Below are 16,369 nucleotides of genomic sequence, written 5' to 3' on the forward strand. Positions count from 1 at the left end.
GATGGTCGCTATTGTGTACCGGGATGCCGGGATATGGGTTGATTCAGACAGCGCTTGTCAGGTTTTTATCACTCTCGTAAAATTGTTGACTAGGCAATAGTTGCATGGTCAATGGAAATGGTAAACGTATCGGAAACAGCACAAAAGACGCCGGGGCGGGTCTTGTCAGTCACAGAATCCATACTGGCGATGATGGGGCTGTGCTTTGTGGTGATGTTGGTGGCAATTGATCAGACCGTGGTCGGGACAGCCTTGCCCACCATTGTCTCCGAGCTGCATGGTTTTGAACTGTATGCCTGGGTGGCAACGGCGTATTTGCTGACTTCAGTGATTACCGTGCCTATCTTTGGCCGTCTGGGAGATTTTTATGGACGCCGCCGTTTTGTGCTGGTGTCCATCGTTTTGTTTACCCTGGCTTCCGTGCTCTGCGGCATGGCGCAAAGCATGTTGCAGCTGGTACTGGCACGTGCCTTGCAAGGGATTGCGGGGGGCATGCTGGTGGGGACCGCATTTGCCTGTGTGCCTGATCTGTTTCCTGACCCCCGTGTGCGTTTGCGCTGGCAAGTCATGCTGAGCGCTTCCTTTGGGATTGCGAACGGGATAGGGCCCTTTCTGGGCGGAATTCTGACCGAGCATTATGGCTGGCGCTCCGTGTTTTATGTGAATCTGCCCGTGGGTTTGTTAAGCCTGTATTTTGTCTATCGCTATTTGCCGCAGATCCGTCATTTTCGTCAAACCCAGGTCCGCATGGATTACTTGGGTGCTTTCTTGTTGATGGTCGGTTTGGCCTGTATCCAGTTGCTGGTAGAGTTGCTGCCGCAATATGGGGGCAGCTATTTGATGGTTTTGCTTGGCCTGTGCAGTGTGGCTGCTTTTGTTCTGCTGGTGACCTGGGAGCGACGGGTGGCAGAACCTTTGCTGCCCCTGGTCTTGTTCAGTAGCCCAGCCCAATTCTCTTTGCTTGTTTTGTCTGCGGGCTTGGGCTTTATTCTGTTTGGTCTCTTGTTCTATGCGCCCTTGTTGTTGCAAGGGGGGTATGGCCTGCGACCACAAACCGCCGGTTTGTTGATCACACCCTTGGTCGTGTTCATTACGGTGGGCAGTATCATTAATGGCCGTACGATTACACGCCTGCGTCGTCCTACCTTGATGCTGTATCTGGGCCTGGTGCTGTTGACGATTGCCTGCCTAGGTATGGTGTTCATCAAGAAGACCGATCCGCACTGGCATTTTGTGATCTATGCCACTATTGCTGGCACCGGGGTCGGTTGCATCATGCCCAATCTGACGGTATTTGCGCAGGAAATTGTGGAACGCTCCATGCTGGGCATTGCCACGGCCATGCTACAGTCCATGCGCATGGTGGGTGGCATGTTGGGTACTGCTGTGGTCGGAACCCTGATCAATTATCAGTATGGGGAGACCATCCGCACGCAATTGGCGGCTTTGCCCACAAGCCTGGTCAACTCCCTGCAAGATCCGCAAGTTCTGATGAGCGCGAGTCAGCAGACGCAGTTTCTGGAGCAGGCCGGGCAGGAAGGGCTGGTGTATCTGGGCTTGGCCCGCGACGCCCTGGCACATGCCGTCAATATGGGGATGGCCGTGACCTTGCTGCTGATAGTCTGGTGTTTTTATTGGGTACGCAAAGTGCCACCGATACGTTTTAATCGTCAAGAACAGTCTTGAACATGATGAATGAATTTCCGCAACTTCAAGCGGCTCAGCAGCTGGGGCGCACGTATCGCAGCCTGATGGCGGCATTTGACCAGCAGTTGGGGATGCCCTTGCCACGCTGGCGCATCCTGATTTCCCTGTACCAGGAAGAGGGCAGTCTGTCTCAAAAGCAGTTGGTGCGTCTGCTGCGCATTGATCCGGCTGCAGTGACACGGCAGCTTAAAAGCATCGAGTCCCTGGGACTGGTCGAGCGTTTCACGGATGAGCAGGACAACCGGCTGACCAATGTGCGTCTAAGCCCCGCTGGCCGCGAGCTGGTGGAAGCTACCTTGCCCCGGCGTCGTCGTCTGGTGGAAGCCATGCTGCAAGACTTCTCTGATCAGGATCTGAATCAGTTGATCACCTTGCTGGGCAACTGGGAAAGCGCCTTGTTGAAAGCGGCCGACAAAGATTTACTTTGAGACGTATCGGTACTTTTTGTATTTACAGAGACGCCGCCTAGTCTCGGAGTTTCTGGTGATAATAAACACGTGCCGGTTTCGATCCGGATGAAGGCAGGGTCTTGAATCCAGGCTTTTTTCCAGCTTTCGGGACCAGACATGGCACGGCTGTGTCATGGGCAGGTACAATCCTGTTTTAGCAGGAGGGCAGGGGGCGCTGATTGCACTATAGCTGTCGCGCTTGCTGATCTTTTCAACTTCCAGGCTAGGCGCCTTTTCAAGCTGATTTTCACATCGGCTTACGGCGATATGCCCGGCAGCAGGATTGTTTAACTTATCTAGCTTAATGCTACTTCAGGCAGGACTGTCAAAATCATGAGTGCAATCGTAGATATTATTGGCCGCGAGATTCTGGACTCCCGTGGTAATCCAACGGTGGAGTGTGATGTATTGCTCGAATCGGGCGCTATGGGGCGTGCCTCCGTTCCATCTGGTGCATCCACTGGCGCTCGCGAAGCGTTGGAGCTGCGTGATGGTGACAAGAGCCGTTACCTGGGCAAAGGTGTTTTGCGCGCTGTCGAGAACCTGAACACAGAAATCTCCGAAGCCTTGATGGGCTTGGATGCTCAAGAACAAACCTTTATCGATCGTACCCTGATCGAGCTGGACGGCACCGAAGACAAGAGCCGCTTGGGCGCTAACGCCATGCTGGCTGCCAGTATGGCTGTGGCCCGTGCCGCTGCTGATGATTCGGGTCTGTCCCTGTACCGCTACTTCGGTGGCAGTGGTGCCATGGCCATGCCCGTGCCAATGATGAACGTCATCAACGGTGGTGCACACGCCAACAACACCCTGGATCTGCAAGAATTCATGATCATGCCCGTGGGTGCCAAGAGCTTCCGCGAATCGCTGCGCATGGGTGCAGAAGTATTCCACACCCTGAAAGGCCTGATCCACGATCAAGGCATGTCCACCGCTGTGGGCGATGAGGGTGGTTTTGCTCCTAACGTGGCCAACCACGAAGCCGCTATCGAACTGATCCTGCGCGCTATCGAACAAGCTGGCTACGAACCCGGCACCCAGATCGCTCTGGCCCTGGACTGCGCCGCTTCCGAGTTCTACCGCGACGGCAAATACCACCTGGCCGGCGAAGGCGGCGTGTCCCTGAGCTCGCAAGACTTTGCCAATCTGTTGGCCAACTGGTGCGACAAGTACCCCATCATCTCCATTGAAGATGGTATGGCCGAAGACGATTGGGATGGCTGGCGCATTCTGAGCCAGCAACTGGGCGACAAGATCCAGTTGGTTGGTGACGATTTGTTTGTAACCAACACCAAGATCTTGAAGAAGGGCATCGAGCTGGGTATCGGCAACTCCATTCTGATCAAGATCAACCAGATCGGCACCCTGACCGAAACCTTTGCTGCCATCGAAATGGCCAAGCGCGCTGGTTACACCGCCGTGATTTCGCACCGCTCGGGTGAAACCGAAGACTCCACGATTGCGGATATCGCTGTGGCTACGAATGCCATGCAGATCAAAACAGGCTCCCTGTCCCGTTCCGATCGCATGTCCAAGTACAACCAGTTGTTGCGTATTGAAGAAGAATTGGCAGAAGTTGCTACCTTCCCAGGTCGCGAAGCGTTCTATAATCTGCGCTAATTCTGTTTGATGAACCGGGTCGGAAGACCCGGTTCTTATATCGCCATGCGCCTTATCGTCCTGCTTCTGCTGTGCCTGACCCTGGTAACCCATTACGCTTTATGGTGGGGCAAAGGCGGTTGGCTGGATGTACGGCAAATGCAGACCAAGCTGGTTGCGCAAAAAGAAACCAATGAAGCCCTGACGGCGCGTAATAACGCCTTGCTGGCCGAGGTTCAGGATTTACGCTCGGGTACCCACGCAGTCGAAGAGCGCGCCCGTAGCGAGTTTGGCATGATGCGTGAAGGCGAGATCTTTGTGCAAATCGTGCCTCCCGGTGGTTCGGCTGCCACGACAAGCAGCCCACGTTAAGAAGTAGCGCGCAAGGCGCTGCTGGAACTGCCGATCGGCCAGTTCATTTCTGATTACTCTTCTACCTTATGTTTGGATCGTTGATCCGGGCTTTGTTGCGCCCTTTGTATGTGGGCCTGGATCGGGCTTGGTTATAAGTCGCAGGCATTTCAGGGTCGGAGTGGTGGCAGAGTAGCTATCGAGTTCCTTTGGCTTTGTTGGTTTTGTGACGGCCTTATCCGTGCTTTCCTTCTCCTTGTTCCCTTCACTGCCCCGACTACGGCCACAAGAGGCTGTAACTCTGTCTACCACTTGTGGCAGGAATGCGTTTATAGCGTCCTATGCTGCCGACTCCTGAAGCCGCCCCGAATAGCGCGGCAGTTAGTAGCAGGCAGGGTTTGGGGGCGGGGATTCAGCTCCTCCTGAGTCTGGGGTGGGTACGGCTGGTTCTGGAGAGGAGGCGCTAGCACCAGGCCCTTGAATAGAGTCACTCCATGAGGGAAGACGAGCACTCCCGTCCGTTGATGGTATTTCCGCTGGCTCTATATCTGCTGACCAGCCTGTTTGGGAAACTGGCAAGGCTAGCTCGTTTTCAGTCTGCTGGGCATAGACGACCCGACCGTCAGCCAAGTCATCCCACTGCACGGCATCGGACTGCATAGGGTGTCTGATTTCCAGGCGTAGCCAGACCGCTGCCGAACCTGAAGGGCCAGGCATGCTGGCAGCAAGCTTGGGTAGCAGGCGAAGCAAGGAAAGAGGGCCCGGCTTATGGGCATAGAGCAGGTACAAGTGCAATGTGTTGGCCTGGTAGATGCTGGGGCCGCCGTGGCTGGCTTGATCCGCTTGTTGTGCCTGCCAGCCCTGGGTAATGCTTGTACGCCCCTCATGAAGCCGGGAAGGCCTGCCATGCAGCATAAAAGCCTGTGGTGAGGGCGACAGAATCTGGATCTGCCATTGATCGTGCAGTGGCACTTTGGCAGCAGCCAGGGTTTGGCTGAATGCCAGGGCAATGGTTTCAGGCCGGGCATGCTGCACACTGGCCTGGCGAGCCGCCTGCAACAGGCCATGCTGCAGGCGTACGCGCAAGGAGTACAGCGTCAGCACGTCCAGCACCAGCCAGCTCAGCAGGATGATTGCAAGCAGGGCTCCCATGATGTGAGCGCCAGCCAAACCAGATTGAGGATGGGGTGAGGAAAAAGAATCAGCCATGATGTTGCCATCATGGCTGAGTGTCTTTTAGCTTGGTAGAAGGACTTGTGCGGGTGTAGTCCTTCGTAGCGGTTTCTGCTTAGTGCAGGGTATCGTCACCAGGCTGGGTATCGCCCTTGTCGACAAACAGGGACGCGCAGTCAATTGCATCGTACTGATAGGGCTTGCCGCAGAAGTTGCAGGACACATTGATGGTGTCTTGTTCTGCCAGCATTTGCTCGATTTCTGCCCGGCCCAGCATGCGCAGCATATTGCTGACGCGTTGACGGGAACAGGGGCAATGCCAGCGCACGGACTGAGGTTCAAAGACTTGCAGGTCTTCTTCCCAGAACAGGCGATGAATCAAGGTGTCGCTATCGAGTTGCAGCAATTCTTGTGTCTGGACGGTGGAGCCCAGCGCCAGGGCGCGTTCCCAGGTGTCCAGATTTTGCGCCAGGCTGTGGCCGCCTTGGGGCGGGATACGTTGCAGCAACAGCCCTGCACAACGGTTTTCGTCGGCGGCCAGCCACAGGTGGGTATCCAACTGCTCGGAGGTGCGCATATAGGTTTGCAGAACCTCGGCAACGGTCTCGCCTTCCAGAGGCACCACGCCTTGGTAGGGGCGGAAATCCTTGCTGCTTTGACGCGGGGCCAGTACTACGGTGAAGCGGCCTTGGCCTTGGGGGTTGAGCAGGGTTTGCAAGGTGCCGGTTTGGGGCACGGGATGGTTCTCACGCAGCGACACCGTTGCGCGTATGTCCATGTCGGACGTGCATTCCACCACCAGCAAGGCGATCGGGCCGTCGCCCTGGATTTGCAAAATCAGGGAGCCGTCAAACTTGAGGTTGCCCGCCAGCAGTACCGAAGCGGCTACCAGCTCGCCCAGCAAGTCGCGGATGCAGGCAGGATAGTGCTGGTGTTCCAGACCCATTTGCCAGGCTTGCTCAAGATGAACAATCTGGGCTCGTGTGCTTTGGTCGGCGAACAAGTATTTTTTTAAAATGTCAGTCATGACTTTGCTGTACTACTAAAAAATGAAGAGGCAGCCTGCCTGCTCAGGTGGCTGCCGAAGTAACACGGGTAGGGCGCGCATCGATCAGGCGAGTCTTGCTAAGACGGTCGTGCAGGAACTGCTGGTCTTTGTCGAACCAGGTCCAGATGAAGTTCAGAAAAGGCGTAAACACGATAAGCAGGTCCGTGGACGCATAGCCTGTGTAGCCAGACAGAAGCTGAACCAGCAAAGCTCCCAGCAAGGGCAGGGGCCATAGCAGAATATAACGCAGCAGCAGGGTACGCAGGGCAGGAATCTGACCTTGCTCGTCTACCAGTCGCATATGCCAGGTTTTCATGGGCAGGGTCTGTCCCACTTTGCGCCAGCACAGCACGAAATAAATCCCCAGCGCAATAAATAGAACGACCTGACGCACATGACGCAGATCCAGGCCGCTACGGCTTTGGGTCAAGGTATCAAACAGATAGCCGGTGGTGAAAATAACGCCAAACAGCAGGATGGATTCATACATCATGCAGGCAAAGCGTCGCCAGCGGCCAGGAGTAGTGAAAGTGGGTGTCATGGTGCGTCTTGAGGCAGGGAAGACTGCCATTATCGCGTATATCGCTGCCTAACGGAATGCTGCCAGTTCAAGGCTGGAACAGAAGGCATGGAGTCGGGCGGGCCCCAGAAGGGTAGAAAAGTAATCAAGATATGGGGGGCTTGTCCCAATAAACAAGGGCCAAGCCATTTTCATGGACTTGGCCCTTGTCGCCTTGTGCAAGACGGCTTGACGCTTATTCGGCGCTGGCTGAGTCTTCGCTGGCGTCCGAGGCTGTCTCGTTATTGCGATAACTGGCCGGAACCATGTCAAAGCAGAACAGACGGCAATCCAGAGCACCGTTGTACAGCGGGTAACGACGCTTGGGCTTGAGGCGCATATGACGTGGCAGCTCCAGGTCGCTGCTGATCATGTTCACACTCCAGTTGGCGAAGTTTTGCTTGAGGTTGCTGGCCCAGTTGGGCCAGAAATCCTCGTCCTGATGTTCCAGGCGCTCGCCGTAAGGAGGATTGGTGACAATCCAGCCGGCTTCCGTTTCGGGACGAATCTTCAGGGCATCGCCTTGCTCGAAGCGAATCGTCTCCAGCGTCAGGTGCGAGCGTTCCAGGTTGGAACGGGCTGCATCCAGAACGGTGGGGTTGATGTCGTAGCCAATCAATGGAGTATCCAGACGAGGAGCGATCATGGAGCGCGCTTCGTCCTTGATGTCACGCCACAAGCGCTGGTCGTGGCAGCGCAGACGCTCGAAGTGGAAGGGGCGCCAGATGCCGGGAGGCGCTCCCAAAGCCATCCAGGCGGCTTCGATCAGAATCGTGCCACTACCGCAGAAGGGGTCGATCAAAGGCTTGCTGGGGTCCCAGCCAGACAGGGCCAGCAGGCCCGCTGCCAGGTTTTCACGCAAAGGCGCATCGCCCTTGTCGTGACGCCAGCCGCGCTTGAACAGAGACTCGCCACTGGTATCCAGGTAGAAGGTGGCACTGGTCTCGTCCAGGAACAAATGCACCTTAGCATCCGGGCGTACGGTATCGATGGAAGGACGTGCGCCTTCCAGATCACGCAGGCGGTCACAAATCCCGTCTTTGGCGCGCAGATTGCAGTACTGCAAGCTTTGCATGGGGCTGCGTATGGCCGAGGTGTCGACACGCAGTGTCTGCTCGGGGCCAAACCAGCGTTCCCAGGGAGTCACCCGAGCCAGGGCCAGAATGTCCTCTTCGTTGGTGACAGGAGCGTGCGAGACTTCCAGCAAAATGCGTGTCGCCAGTCGCGAGGACAGGTTGGCACGCATGACACCGATCCAGTCCGCATCAAAATGGCAGCCCGCACGGCCGGTTTGGACGTTCTCGTAACCTAGTGCTTGCAGTTCCAGCGACAGCGCTTCTTCCAGCCCTTGTGGGCAGGGAGCAAACAGACGGTAGCGTTCCCCTTGCAGAGCCTTGACCTGGACGCGCTCGTTTTGCTCGATATTGCTATCGGGCAGGCGCTGACCGGGCTTGGGGGCCTGGGGGCTGTCTACACGCTGAATAGGCGAGACATATTGAGGAAAGGCATCGGAGTCACCGGCCGGGCTAAACAGCTTGCTGGGCATTTTGCCGGCAGGGGTACGCTCCGAAGATTCCTTGTCGCCCTTGAAGGCGGGACGCTCGCGGCGTTCACCCGAGAAATTGCGGCGCTCGCCTGTTTGAGGGCGGCTGTCGCGGTCACGATTGAATGCAGGGCGTTCACGACGTTCGCCCGATTGCGGACGGCTGTCACGGTCACGGTTGAATGCGGGACGCTCACGGCGTTCGCCGTAGAATTCACGACGTTCGCCCGATTGGGGACGGCTGTCACGGTCACGGTTGAATGCGGGACGCTCACGGCGTTCACCGGAGAATTCACGACGTTCACCCGATTGCGGACGGCTGTCACGATCGCGGTTGAATGCATGACGTTCACGACGCTCGCCGGAGAATTCACGACGTTCGCCCGATTGGGGACGGCTGTCACGGTCACGGTTGAATGCAGGACGTTCACGGCGCTCGCCGGAGAACTCACGACGTTCGCCCGATTGGGGACGGCTGTCACGGTCACGGTTGAATGCAGGACGTTCGCGGCGCTCGCCGGAGAACTCACGACGTTCGCCCGATTGCGGACGGCCGTCGCGGTCACGGTTGAATGCGGGACGCTCACGGCGTTCACCGGAGAATTCACGACGTTCACCCGATTGCGGACGGCTGTCACGATCGCGGTTGAATGCAGGACGTTCACGACGTTCACCGGAGAATTCACGACGTTCGCCCGATTGGGGACGGCTGTCACGGTCACGGTTGAATGCGGGACGCTCACGGCGTTCACCGGAGAATTCACGACGCTCACCCGATTGTGGGCGGCTGTCGCGGTCACGGTTGAATGCAGGACGTTCACGGCGTTCGCCCGAGAATTCCCGGCGTTCACCTGAGAACTCACGACGCTCCCCCGATTGTGGACGGCTGTCGCGGTCACGATTGAATGCGGGTCGTTCACGACGTTCGCCCGAGAATTCCCGACGTTCACCGGAGAACTCACGACGCTCGCCCGATTGTGGGCGGCTGTCGCGGTCACGGTTGAATGCGGGTCGTTCACGACGTTCGCCCGAGAATTCCCGGCGTTCACCGGAGAACTCACGACGCTCACCCGATTGTGGGCGGCTGTCGCGATCACGGTTGAATGCGGGACGCTCACGGCGTTCGCCTGAAAATTCGCGACGCTCGCCCGATTGAGGACGATCTGCGCGGTCGCGGTTGAAAGCAGGGCGCTCGCGGCGGTCCTGGTCACGTTTCTCTACGTAGGGGCGGGCCTCGCGCTTGGGGCCGCCCAGGCGGTCTTGCTGCAGGCTGGCTGCACGTGCGCGCGCACCCGAGCGCACGCGGGGTTCCGCATTGCTGGCTTTCTTTTTAGCGCCTGGGTTCAGGCTTAGTGTCTTGCGTTCAGATTGGTCTGACATGAATAAGGTATTAGAAGGGTTTTATAACCACCAGGATGAGGACCAGCAGCAGAACGATGACCGGAATTTCATTGAACCAGCGGAAGAATACGTGTGAGCGGCTTTGTTGCCCTTGCTGGAACTGCCGCAGATAGCGTCCGCACACACCGTGAAAGGCAAACAGGATCAAGACCAGGGTCAGTTTGGCGTGCATCCAGCCCTGTCCTTTGCCTATGCCGTAATACAAAAACAATCCCAGGCCTGTCAGCAAAGTCAAAATGGCCAGAGGAGCCATAAAGCGATACAGGCGCCGGGCCATGCCCAGAAGCGTTTCATAGGTCTTGGCATCTTGCTCCTGGGCCAGATTGACATAGATGCGGGGCAAGTAGAACAGCCCTGCAAACCAGGAGGTCACAAACAAGATGTGAAATGTTTTTAGCCAAAGCATGATTTAACCACGCATTTGGCCATTGCCGTGCAAGACCCATTTGTAGGTCGTCAGGCCTTCCAGGCCGACCGGGCCACGGGCATGAAGACGGTTGGTGGAAATGCCGATTTCGGCACCCAGGCCGTACTCGAAGCCGTCGGCAAAACAGGTAGGCAGGTTCACCATGACGGAGCTGGAGTCTACTTCGCGCTGGAAGCGTTCGGCCAGGCTCAGGTTTTCCGTCACGATGGATTCGGTGTGCTCGGAGCTGTACTGGGCAATATGGTCCATGGCCTGGTCCATGGAGTCCACAATGCGGATTGCCAGAATGGCCGCGGCAAATTCGGTTTCCCAGTCTTCCTCGGTAGCAGGGGCCACATTGGCAACCAGGGCACGGGTCTGCTCACAGCCACGCAGTTCCACCCCTTTTTCCTGCAATTGGCGGGCCATTTCTGGCAGGAAAGCGGGTGCAATGCTGCGGTGAACCAGCAAGGTTTCCATGGTGCCGCAAATACCGTAGCGGTAGGTCTTGGCGTTGAATACGATGCGGGTCGCTTTTTCCAGATCGGCAAATTCGTCCACATAGACGTGGCAGTTGCCGTCCAGGTGCTTGATCAGAGGAACCGTGGCTTCGGCGCTCAGTCGTTGGATCAGGCTCTTGCCACCACGCGGGACAATGACGTCCACGTAGTCGTTCATGGTTACGAGCAGGCCAACAGCATCGCGGTCCGTGGTGGGAACCACTTGCACGGCTTCTTTGGGCAAACCAGCACGTTCCAGGCTGCTGGAGATGATCTGCGCCAGGGCCTGGTTGGAATGAAAGGCTTCGCTACCACCGCGCAGAATCGTGGCGTTGCCCGATTTCAGGCACAGGGCAGCGGCGTCAATAGTCACATTGGGGCGCGACTCGTAAATGATGCCGATGACACCCAAAGGGACACGCATCTGAGCCACGCGCATGCCATTCGGGCGGGTACGCGAGGCGCTGATCTGGCCAACCGGATCGTCCATATCGGCAATTTGACGCAGGCCGGTGGTCATGATCTCCAGGGCGCGGTCGGACAGGACCAGACGCTCGATCATGGCCGGGGCAATCTGACGTTCACGTGCCGCTTGCAAGTCCAGCTCGTTGGCTGCTTGCAACTGGGCTTTTTGCTCAATCAGGGCATCAGCCATATAGCGCAGGGCGTCGGCCTTGGCTTTGCCTGTGGCCGCGCGCATACGACGGGCAGCAAGCTGGGCGCGCTTGCCCAAATCTTGCATCATGGAAGACAGATCGCCGACCTGGGTGGCGGCAGAGGACTGGGTGATATCGTTCATAGCCGTGTAACTCTCCGGTTCAAGAGAGCATTATCGCAACAATTAAGAAGTTAAGGGGTATCGGACGCTTAGCGGCGGGGCGCTTGTGTCGCGACCGCGATACGCATGGTCAGGCGGCGCATTTCTTCCCACGGGTCTTGCTGACGTCCGTTAGGGTGCAGGCCTTTGATCAAACGGTCTATATCGTGTGCATGCAGAACCGAAGCGGGCCAGCTTTGAGGCGGGATACGGTCCAGGGCCTGACGAACGAGTTTTTCACGCGGGCCAAAAATGCGGTATTGGCGAAACAGGTTGGACAGATCCTGCCCTTGCTGACGCGCTTGTGACAAGCGGGCCAAGGTACGCACTTCTTCGCCTACAGCCCACAAGACCAGCGGTAGGGCTTCGCCTTCTGCCTGCAAGCCATCAAGCACCGTCAGGGCGCGTTGACTGTGGCCTGCCAGCATGGAGTCACGCAGATCAAACACGCTGTAGCGAGCTACGTTCAGAACCGCGTTTTCCAGTTCTTCCTGGCTAAGCTGGCCAGGTGGGTAAATCAGGGCCAGTTTCTGTATTTCCTGATGGGCGGCCAGCAGGTTGCCTTCAACCTTGTCAGCCATCCATTCCAGGCTGTTGCGCTCCAGGCTTTGGTCCTGGGCTTTCAGGCGTTGGGCAATCCAGCCTGCCAGAGAGTTGCGGTTGATGGGCTGAATGTCAACCCAACAGGCCACCTGCTCCAGAGCCTGACACCATTTACTGTTGCGCGTGGCCTTGTCCAGCCGGGGAAGTTGAATCAGAAAGCTGGTGCCATCCATTTGCCCCCCGCTGATCAGCTCGCACAGCTTTTGCAGGGCGTCGCCGCCTGGCTTGCCAGGTTTGCCGCTGGGAATATTGACATCCACCAGTTTTTGATCGCCAAACAGGGAAATGTTCTGGGCTACAGCAAACAGCTGCGACCAGTCGGCCCGTGCATCCAGGGTAAAACTGCTGCGTTCGGTAAAGCCGTCCTGGCGGGCGCGGGCGCGCACCGCATCCGCCGCTTCAACCAGCAACAGAGGCTCGTCACCGGACACCACATAAAGCGGTTGGAAAGCGGCGGTTGGCGTGGCCAGCTCGCGCAGCAAGGTGTCGTGGTCGGCCCTGCGTCCCATTCTTACAGCGGAGCCTGTTGTCGATTGGGCAGCAGTTCCATCTCTTCCATGGAGCTGGCCTCTGGTTGGCTGCTTATGTAATGGTAGGCACTGGTGACGTCGGGCGAACTCAAGCGACGCACAATGCGATTGATCAGAGACTGTTCCATGTCGCGGAAAATCATCTCGATTTCGCTATCTTTGGCTTGCACGGCCTCGGCATCGTACGGCACTTCACGAATGACATTCAGTGTTGTGGGCGGCAGGATCACGCGGCCTTTGGCGTCCAGCAGCTCGAACACAAAGGTCAGTTGCAGTTCGTACTCTTCCACCTGGCCTTTGGCGTTGATGGAAATTTCGCGTTGATTACGGCTGTGGGAGAGCTGTTGCAAGATGGCTTCAGCGTCTTGCGGGCGCTCCACAAAGCGGGTTTGCGGTGAACTGGCCGACAAGGTTCGACGCAGATTCGCGCCAAACGCACTGTTGTCCGTAATGTTGGTGTAAATCGTGTCGAACGGCAGCGGGGCCACCCCTTTCAGGTGAAAGCCACACGCTGTCAGAACAACACTGAGCAGGATCATCAAGCCCGCCAGTCCCCAGAACCTGGGTGCAGGAACAGACAAGGAGCTGGAAGGAAGCAGGCGGGCTAGGTGCATGATTAACCTACGACGTTAACGAGTTTGCCAGGCACCACAATGATGCGCTTGGCGGGGCGGCCTTCCAGATACTTGAGCACGGCAGCGTGTTCGGCTGCGGCTTGTTCAATGGCGGCTTTTTCCGCTCCCTGAGGCACGACCAATGAACCGCGCAGCTTGCCATTGACTTGCAGCATCAGCTCCACTTCGTCAGCAATCAGGGCTTGTTCATCCACAGCAGGCCATTGGGCGTCGAGCATATCGCCCAGGCTGTCTGCCCAACCCAGTTCACGCCACAACTGCCAGGTGATGTGAGGGACGACAGGGTACAGCACGCGCAACAGAATGGACGTGGTTTCAGCCAGTGCACGTTGTGCGGCGGGAGTGTCTTCCCATTGAGTCTGCTCCAGGGTGTTGAGCATCTTCATGCAAGCCGAAACCACGGTGTTGTATTGAATACGCTCGTAGTCGTAATTGGCTTGCTTGAGCAAGGAGTGAATTTCCAGACGGGTACGCTTGGCGGCCGCATCCAGATCGCTCCAGTCGGTGGCTTGTTGGGCGTTGCCAGCGCGCAGAGCATCGGCGTGGTTATAGCAGAAGGCCCACAGGCGACGCAGGAAGCGGTTGGCGCCATCCACGCCCGAATCCGACCACTCCAGGGTTTGCTCTGGGGGGCTGGCAAACATGATGAACAGGCGGGCGGTATCCGCGCCCAGCGTGTCGATCAGGGATTGGGGGTCCACGCCGTTGTTCTTGGACTTGGACATGGTGCCGATGCCGTTGTACTGCACGGGCTGACCATCGCTCTTCAAACGGGCACCGATAATCGCGCCTTTTTCGTCGTAGACGTTTTCGACGGTTTCAGGCCAGAAGTACTCGATACCACCTTGAGGTGTGCGGCGGGTGTAGCTGTGGTTCAGCACCATGCCCTGGCACAGCAGGCGGGTGAAGGGCTCGTCAATCTTGACCAGGCCCATGTCGCGCATGACTTTGGTCCAGAAGCGGGCGTACAGCAAGTGCAGCACAGCGTGTTCGATACCACCGATGTACTGATCCATGGGCATCCAGTAGTCGGTGCGTGGATCGGTCATGGAGCCGTTCAGTTTGGGCGTGGTGTAGCGCAGGAAGTACCAGGACGAGTCCACAAAGGTGTCCATGGTGTCCGTTTCGCGACGTGCAGGCTTGCCGCAAGAAGGGCAGGTGCACTTCAGGAAGGCTTCGTGCTTGTTCAGCGGGTTGCCGCTGCCATCGGGAATCAGCTCTTCGGGCAGAACCACGGGCAAGTCTTTTTCCGGAACAGGAACCGGGCCGCAATCCTCGCAGTGGATGATCGGGATCGGGGTGCCCCAGTAACGCTGACGGGAAATGCCCCAGTCGCGCAGACGGTAGGTGGTTTGTTTCTCGCCCAGCTCTTGAGCATTCAGGTCTGCCGCAATTGCGTCCACGGCGGCGGCATGCGCCAGGCCGTCGTACTTGCCGGAATTGATGGTTTGGCCTTGCTGCTTGTCGCCGTACCAGTCTTGCCATTGAGTGGCGTCGTACTCTTTGCCTTCAACGCCAATCACTTGTTGAATAGGCAATTGGTATTTCAGGGCAAAGGCGAAGTCGCGCTCGTCGTGAGCAGGCACGCCCATGACGGCACCGTCGCCGTAGCTCATCAAGACGTAGTTACCGACCCAGACAGGAACGTCTACACCGGTCAGTGGATGCTTGACGCTCAGGCCGGTAGGCAGACCTTCTTTTTCACGGGTGGCCATGTCGGCTTCCGTGGTGCCGCCTTTCTTGCATTCTTCAATAAAGGCAGTCAGCTCGGGATTGTTGCGGGCAGCCAGGGCGGCCAGCGGGTGTTCAGGAGCAACAGCACAGAAGGTAACGCCCATGATGGTGTCCACGCGGGTGGTGAACACATACAGACGACCGTCCTGAATCAGTTGGCCTTGCTCGTCACGAATATCGTGAGGGAAGGCAAAGCGTACACCCTGGCTCTTGCCGATCCAGTTTTCCTGCATCAGGCGGACGCGCTCGGGCCAGCCGGGCAGGCCGGTTTTCACGGTGTCCAGCAGCTCTTCAGCGTAGTCGGTAATGCGCAGGTAATAGCCGGGGATTTCACGCTTTTCAACCAGCGCGCCCGAGCGCCAACCTCGGCCTTCAATAACCTGTTCGTTGGCCAGAACGGTTTGATCCACCGGGTCCCAGTTCACGGTCTGGGTCTTGCGGTAGGCAATGCCTTTTTCCAGCATCTTCAGGAACAGCCACTGGTTCCATTTGTAGTATTCGGGATCGCAGGCACACATTTCACGCGACCAGTCGATGGCCAGACCCATCGCCTGCATCTGCTTTTTCATGTAGGCGATGTTGTCGTAAGTCCACTTGGCGGGCGGAACCTGCGATTTGATGGCGGCGTTTTCAGCGGGCATGCCAAAGGCATCCCAGCCCATGGGCATGAGAACGTTAAAACCGCGCATGCGTAGCTGGCGCGCCATCATGTCGTTGATGGTGTAGTTGCGCACGTGGCCCATATGTAGCTTGCCACTGGGGTAGGGCAGCATGGAGCATGCGTAAAACTTGGGTTTGAGCGAGCCATCGGGAGCGGTGGCGTTTTCGACGGCGCGATAGGCGTCCCGATCGGTCCAGTTTTGCTGAGCGAGTTGTTCAACCTCGCTGGGGTTGTAACGTTCCTGCATGAGTGGCAATACCGTTTTAGACAAAAGTAAAGGAGTATCCGCCATTATACGGGGCAAATCTCGCTGTGGACGGCTGCAAGGTGGGCAGTGTGCATGAGCGTAATGGCAGACAGGAGGCAGGCCTGTCACAGCAGCCTGTGAAGGGCAAAAAAAACCCCTGCAGGGCAGGGGTTTTTTTTGAAAACCAATTCGCTGCAGGAGCGGTGCGCGAATTAACGCAACTTGGTTTCTTTGTACTCGACGTGCTTGCGAACGACGGGGTCAAATTTCTTGATCACCATCTTTTCAGGCATATTGCGCTTGTTTTTGGTGGTGGTGTAGAAGTGACCGGTGCCGGCGGACGATTCGAGTTTGATTTTTTCGCGTATACCTTTAGCCATGATGAGCTCCTGGTTAAATGTTTAAG

Annotated in this window: 14 protein-coding genes; 4 read left to right on the forward strand and 10 right to left on the reverse strand. The window is 57.3% G+C overall.

The features are described from left to right. Positions 1-117: 117 nt before the first annotated feature. From WFM49_RS01740 to ftsB, 4 genes are all read left to right on the forward strand, one after another. Positions 118-1,686, forward strand: a complete 1,569-nt coding sequence (locus WFM49_RS01740) for an MFS transporter (RefSeq protein ID WP_442893018.1) — start codon at positions 118-120, stop codon at positions 1,684-1,686. A 2-nt stretch (positions 1,687-1,688) separates the two neighbouring features. Then, positions 1,689-2,135, forward strand: coding sequence for a MarR family winged helix-turn-helix transcriptional regulator (locus tag WFM49_RS01745; protein ID WP_052159446.1), 447 nt, complete (start codon positions 1,689-1,691; stop codon positions 2,133-2,135). Positions 2,136-2,489: 354 nt separating this feature from the next. Then, on the forward strand, positions 2,490-3,776 hold the full coding sequence (gene eno / locus WFM49_RS01750) for a phosphopyruvate hydratase (RefSeq protein ID WP_009456510.1): 1,287 nt from the start codon (positions 2,490-2,492) through the stop codon (positions 3,774-3,776). Between the two features lie 45 nt (positions 3,777-3,821). Next, positions 3,822-4,127 (forward strand): cell division protein FtsB, encoded by a 306-nt coding sequence (ftsB, locus tag WFM49_RS01755; RefSeq protein ID WP_026483075.1) that lies wholly within the window; start codon positions 3,822-3,824, stop codon positions 4,125-4,127. Positions 4,128-4,487: 360 nt separating this feature from the next. Here the strand turns inward: ftsB and WFM49_RS01760 are convergent, their stop codons facing one another. The 10 genes from WFM49_RS01760 to rpmG form a co-directional block, all read right to left on the reverse strand. Next, positions 4,488-5,315, reverse strand: a complete 828-nt coding sequence (locus WFM49_RS01760) for a hypothetical protein (RefSeq protein WP_021446858.1) — start codon at positions 5,313-5,315, stop codon at positions 4,488-4,490. Between the two features lie 79 nt (positions 5,316-5,394). Next, a complete protein-coding gene (gene hslO / locus WFM49_RS01765; RefSeq protein ID WP_009456504.1) occupies positions 5,395-6,306 on the reverse strand; it encodes an Hsp33 family molecular chaperone HslO in 912 nt (303 codons plus the stop codon). A gap of 43 nt (positions 6,307-6,349) precedes the next feature. Further along, entirely contained in the window at positions 6,350-6,868 is a 519-nt protein-coding gene (locus tag WFM49_RS01770; RefSeq protein WP_026483072.1) for an RDD family protein, read from the reverse strand. Between the two features lie 214 nt (positions 6,869-7,082). Further along, entirely contained in the window at positions 7,083-9,809 is a 2,727-nt protein-coding gene (locus WFM49_RS18595; RefSeq protein ID WP_442893019.1) for a THUMP domain-containing protein, read from the reverse strand. Positions 9,810-9,819: 10 nt separating this feature from the next. Continuing rightward, on the reverse strand, positions 9,820-10,236 hold the full coding sequence (locus WFM49_RS01780; protein ID WP_035272539.1) for a CopD family protein: 417 nt from the start codon (positions 10,234-10,236) through the stop codon (positions 9,820-9,822). Between the two features lie 3 nt (positions 10,237-10,239). Beyond that, positions 10,240-11,535 carry a glutamate-5-semialdehyde dehydrogenase gene (locus tag WFM49_RS01785; RefSeq protein WP_088450488.1) on the reverse strand — a complete coding sequence of 432 codons (1,296 nt, stop codon included), beginning with the start codon at positions 11,533-11,535 and terminating at the stop codon, positions 10,240-10,242. A 68-nt stretch (positions 11,536-11,603) separates the two neighbouring features. After that, complete coding sequence (gene holA, locus WFM49_RS01790) at positions 11,604-12,665, reverse strand: DNA polymerase III subunit delta (RefSeq protein ID WP_035272542.1); 1,062 nt, start codon at positions 12,663-12,665, stop codon at positions 11,604-11,606. 2 nt (positions 12,666-12,667) lie between these two features. Further along, positions 12,668-13,300: an LPS-assembly lipoprotein LptE gene (locus WFM49_RS01795; protein ID WP_336971361.1), complete on the reverse strand. Its 633-nt coding sequence runs from the start codon at positions 13,298-13,300 to the stop codon at positions 12,668-12,670. Positions 13,301-13,302: 2 nt separating this feature from the next. Then, on the reverse strand, positions 13,303-15,963 hold the full coding sequence (leuS, locus tag WFM49_RS01800; RefSeq protein WP_336971363.1) for a leucine--tRNA ligase: 2,661 nt from the start codon (positions 15,961-15,963) through the stop codon (positions 13,303-13,305). Between the two features lie 212 nt (positions 15,964-16,175). Then, a complete protein-coding gene (gene rpmG / locus WFM49_RS01805) occupies positions 16,176-16,343 on the reverse strand; it encodes a 50S ribosomal protein L33 (RefSeq protein WP_003802781.1) in 168 nt (55 codons plus the stop codon). Positions 16,344-16,369: the final 26 nt, after the last annotated feature.

The sequence above is a fragment of the Alcaligenes sp. PF14 genome, from assembly GCF_037150615.1.
GTDB classification, from domain to species: domain Bacteria; phylum Pseudomonadota; class Gammaproteobacteria; order Burkholderiales; family Burkholderiaceae_B; genus Alcaligenes; species Alcaligenes phenolicus.